Origin of the sequence: Flavobacterium sp. UBA7663, assembly GCF_002483315.1 — a bacterium.
Lineage (GTDB): Bacteria > Bacteroidota > Bacteroidia > Flavobacteriales > Flavobacteriaceae > Flavobacterium.
The window spans coordinates 1-4,759 of record NZ_DLHR01000022.1 but is presented as its reverse complement, the minus strand read 5'-3'; the positions used below and the strand labels follow the sequence as shown (position 1 = coordinate 4,759).

The following is a 4,759-nucleotide window of genomic DNA, read 5'->3' as shown; positions in this document are numbered from 1 at the left end:
CAAAATGTTCAAACCAATGGCAATTACCGTAGGTTTTGCAGTTATTGGAGCATTCGTACTTTCTTTGACTTATGTACCTATGATGAGTGCAATGTTTCTATCAAAAAACACCGAACACAAAACTAATTTTAGTGATAAAATGATGGCATGGTTCGAGAAGATATACACACCATTTTTAGACAGAGCATTACGTTTCAAAAAAGCTGTTTTAGCAGTTTCATTAGCGATGTTTGTCTTTGCCATTATCGTCTTTCAAAATATGGGTGGCGAATTCATACCAACTATCGAAGAAGGCGATTTGGCAATCAACGCAACCATTATGACAGGAAGCTCGCTATCCCAAATGGTAGAAACCACAACCAAATACGAAAAAATCTTAAAAGCAAAATTCCCTGAAATCAAAACAATTGTTACAAAAATTGGAAGTGGAGAAATCCCAACCGATCCAATGCCAATAGAAAGTGGTGATTTAATTATTGTTTTAAAAGATAAAGATGAATGGACTTCTGCCGACAATTGGGAAGATTTAGCCAACTTAATGAAAGAGGAAATGGAAGCTATTCCTGGTGCAAACATCGAAATTTCACAACCCATTCAAATGCGTTTCAACGAATTAATGACAGGAAGCCGAAGTGATATAGCCATTAAAATTTTTGGAGACGATTTAGAAGTTTTAGATACAAAAGCCAAAGAATTAATTTCTAAAGTAAATAGTATTGAAGGTATTGGCGATTTAAAAGCCGATAAAGTAACTGGACTTCCACAAATCACAGTCAAATACGATTACAATAAAATTGCGTTGTATGGTTTAAATATTGCAGACATCAATCAAATTATACGCTCTTCATTTGCAGGCGAAAGCGCAGGTAAAATTTACGAAGAAAGCAAACGTTTTGATGTAGTCGTTCGTTTAAACAAAGACAATCGTAGCGACATTAAAGATGTTAGCAATTTGTTTATTCCATTACCTAATGGGCAACAAGTACCTCTTTCGCAAGTAGCTTCTATCAATTACGAACAAGGTCCGGTACAAGTTTCTCGTGAAAATGGAAAACGTCGAATTACAATAGGTTTAAATGTTCGTGGTCGTGATGTAAAAAGTGTGGTAGAAGAAATTCAACAAAAATTAGAAACAAGCTTTAAACTTCCGGCAGGATATTATGTTACGTATGGAGGTCAGTTTGAAAATTTGGTTGAAGCCAACAAACGACTATCTGTAGCATTACCAATCGCTTTAGGATTAATTATGGTGTTGTTATTTTTTACTTTCAATAGTATGAAACAAGCCGCGTTAATTTTTACAGCCATTCCACTATCGGCAATCGGCGGTGTTTTTGCACTTTGGTTACGAGGAATGCCTTTTAGCATTTCGGCAGGTATTGGATTTATTGCTTTGTTTGGAATAGCAGTATTAAACGGAATTGTGCTAATATCCTATTTCAACCAACTCAAATCCGAAGGAATAACTGACCCATTACAACGGGTTTTAATCGGTACAAAAACCAGACTTAGACCAGTATTAATGACTGCTGCGGTAGCTTCATTAGGATTTTTACCGATGGCATTATCTACAAGTGGCGGTGCAGAAGTACAAAAACCATTAGCAACGGTAGTTATTGGCGGACTAGTGTCAGCAACTTTACTAACCTTAATCGTTTTACCAATTTTATACTTACTCTTTGAAAAAGGAATTAAAAGAAGGAAAAAAATGTCAAATCCAATTGTTACAATACTCGTTTTATTGATTAGCTCGTTTTCATTTGCTCAAAACAGTCAAATAATTACTTTAGAAAAAGCCATTGAAAAAGCGAAAGCAAACAACATCGATCTAAAAATTGCGGATAAGGAAATCGAAAAGCAAACCGTTCTCAAGAAAACGGCGTTTCAAGTAGATCCTTTACAAGTGCAATACCAAGGCGGTCAATTCAATAGTGTTGATTATGATCACAATGTTTCTATTCAACAATATTTTCCTATTGGTAAAATCACAAAAGCCAACCGTCAGTTGCAAGAAGAGCTGGCAAAATTAGCTGAAAAACGAAAAGCATTAACGGAGTATGAAATTGAAAAAGCAGTGTCATTAGCCTATTATCAATATTTATATGGAGTTTCTATTCAAAAGTTAAATAATGAATTGTTCGAGATTTATGCTAAATTCCTTAAAAATGCAGAACTTCGTTTTCAAACCGGAGAAAGTGGCAACATTGAAGTCATTAGTGCTAAAGCCAAATCAAAAGAAATTGAAACCCAAAAAGCACAATTAGAATATGATTTGATAATCTATCAAAAGCAATTGCAATATTTCATTCAAACGGATGAAAACATTGTACCAGATACCAATACACCATTGCAATATGCCAATCCTACAGATTTAAATAATACCAAAGTAGAAGGATTAGTAAACGATTATTACACACAGCAAATTTCTGTATATCAAAAAGAAGCCAATACATTTAAAGCCATGCGAACACCAAAACTAGGATTGGGTTATTTTGGTCAAACTATCGATACCAAATCCTATTTTCAGGGTTTTACTGCTGGATTGCAAATTCCTTTATTTGGTGGTGCAAATACAGCTAAAGCCAAAGCATCAGAAATTAGTATTTCGCAATCGCAATTAGAATTAGATAAAAGCAAATTGACTTTAAAATTACAGAAAGAAGAACTACAAAATGAGTTCGAAAAACAGAAAAAAGCACTGTTATATTACCAAAACGAAGGATTGCAATATGCCGAACAAATTATTACAACGGCTCAAAAAAGCTATGCCAATGGTGATATGAGTTACTGGTCATACATTAGTTTTTTAAACCAAGCTATTGACATTAAAAAGCAAAATGCAGAAGCCGTTAATACTTACAATCAAAGTGCTATTCAATTGCAATTCCCATCATTCAACAACAATTAATATTCTATTTATGAAAAATATAAAAATAAATAATATTTTAAGAACAAGAATTAATACCAACGTCTTGCTTCTTGTTTCTTTCATCTTTCTTCTAACATCTTGTGGCGAAAAGAAAACTGAAGAAACCCACGAAGAAGAAAAATCAGAAACCGAAGTGGCATTGACCGAAGCACAATTCAAAACTATTGGCATCGAAACAGGCAGTATTGAAATGAAAAACCTTAACACAGTAATCAAAGCCAATGGTTATACAGCAGTTCCGCCACAAAACATGGCTAACATATCTACCTTAATTGGCGGTGTTGTTAAAGATATTTATGTGTTAGAAGGAACTTACGTTGCAAAAGGTAAAACATTGGCATCCATCCAAAACCTTGAAGTTACCGAAATGCAGGAAGATTACAACTCCGCTATTGCCAACATTGAATACTTGCAACTGGAATATAATCGTCAAAAAACATTGAGCGATGAAAATGTAAATCCTCGCAAAACATTTCAAGAAGTAAAATCAAAATTAGCTGTAGAAAGAGCAAGAGCACAGGCAGCAAAAAACAAGTTACAAGCATTGAATGTTAGTTTAAACGGAAACACTTCATTAATTCCTATTGTTTCACCTATAAGTGGATATGTTGGTAAAATTAGTATAACCAAAGGTGCATTTGCAGAAACAGGTGTAACACTTTTTGAAGTGGTCGATAACAGCCAAATGCATTTGGATTTGAATGTTTTTGAAAAAGATTTAGGTAAAATATCAATAGGTCAAGTAGTCGATTTTGTTCTTACTAACCAATCCAATAAATCGATAAAAGGAAAAATATTTGGTATAAATAAATCATTTTCCAACGAAAGTAAAACCGTTGCTGTTCACGCCAAAATCAATCCAAGCGATGCTAAAGATTTAATTTCCGGCATGTATGTAGCTGCAAATATCAATATTACCAACCAAACGGTTCAAGCATTACCAAAAGATGCAATTGTTAAAGATGGCGATAAATATTACATTTACATACAAGAAGAGCACCATGAAGATGTTTCAAAAAATAAAGAACACGAACAGAAAGAAGTCCATTTTAAAGCTATCGAAGTTTCTCCAGGAACAACAGATTTAGGATATACAGAAGTAAAATTGATGTCAGAAATCGAAAATGATGCTAAAATAGTAATTAAAGGTGCTTATTATTTACTAGCATCTTCAAAAGGTGGTGGCGAACACGACCATTAACAATAATAAATTAACTTAAAAATTAATATCATGAAAAATTCAGTATTAAAATCAATCTTATTTTTAGCAGTATTATTTTTTGCCAGTAACTCAGTTTCGGCCCAAAAATCAAACCAAAAATCAGTTATAAAAACTACTTTAAACTGTGACCATTGTAAAGAATGTGAAACTTGTGGCTTGAAATTTAAAACCGAAATGCTAAAAATCAATGGAGTAAAAATGTATGAGCTAGATGATAAAAAAATGACATTCACAGTATATTATAATCCTAAAAAAACCGATTTACAAACTATAAAAATGGCAATTTCTAAATTAGGATATGATGCAGATGAAGTTAAAGCAGATCCAAAAGCGTATGAAAATTTAGATGGATGTTGTAAAGCGTAAAACAAATGGAAAACAATAAATCACATTGGGAAAATGTATTTGCAACCAAAAGTCCTAGCGAAGTAAGTTGGACGCAAAAATATCCGAAAACTTCAATGAATTATTTAGAAAGCTTAAACCTTTCAAAAACAGCCAATATAATAGATATTGGTGGTGGTGATAGTAATTTGGTTGATGCATTATTAGAAAAGGGATATCAAAATATTTGGGTTTTGGATATCTCTGAATTTGCTTTAGAAAGA

3 protein-coding genes and 1 pseudogene are annotated in these 4,759 nt (G+C 33.1%); all 4 read left to right on the top strand.

Features of this window, described 5'->3' with window-relative positions:
* Nucleotides 1–2,908: CusA/CzcA family heavy metal efflux RND transporter (locus B2741_RS10425; protein ID WP_291138603.1), on the top strand; the 2,908-nt coding region annotated here is incomplete at its 5' end.
* 10 nt (nt 2,909–2,918) lie between these two features.
* Entirely contained in the window at nt 2,919–4,130 is a 1,212-nt protein-coding gene (locus B2741_RS10420; RefSeq protein ID WP_291138600.1) for an efflux RND transporter periplasmic adaptor subunit, read from the top strand.
* Between the two features lie 30 nt (nt 4,131–4,160).
* On the top strand, nt 4,161–4,517 hold the full coding sequence (locus tag B2741_RS10415) for a heavy-metal-associated domain-containing protein (protein WP_291138598.1): 357 nt from the start codon (nt 4,161–4,163) through the stop codon (nt 4,515–4,517).
* 5 nt (nt 4,518–4,522) lie between these two features.
* Nucleotides 4,523–4,759 (top strand): annotated as a pseudogene (locus B2741_RS10410) (SAM-dependent methyltransferase); the annotation flags it as partial.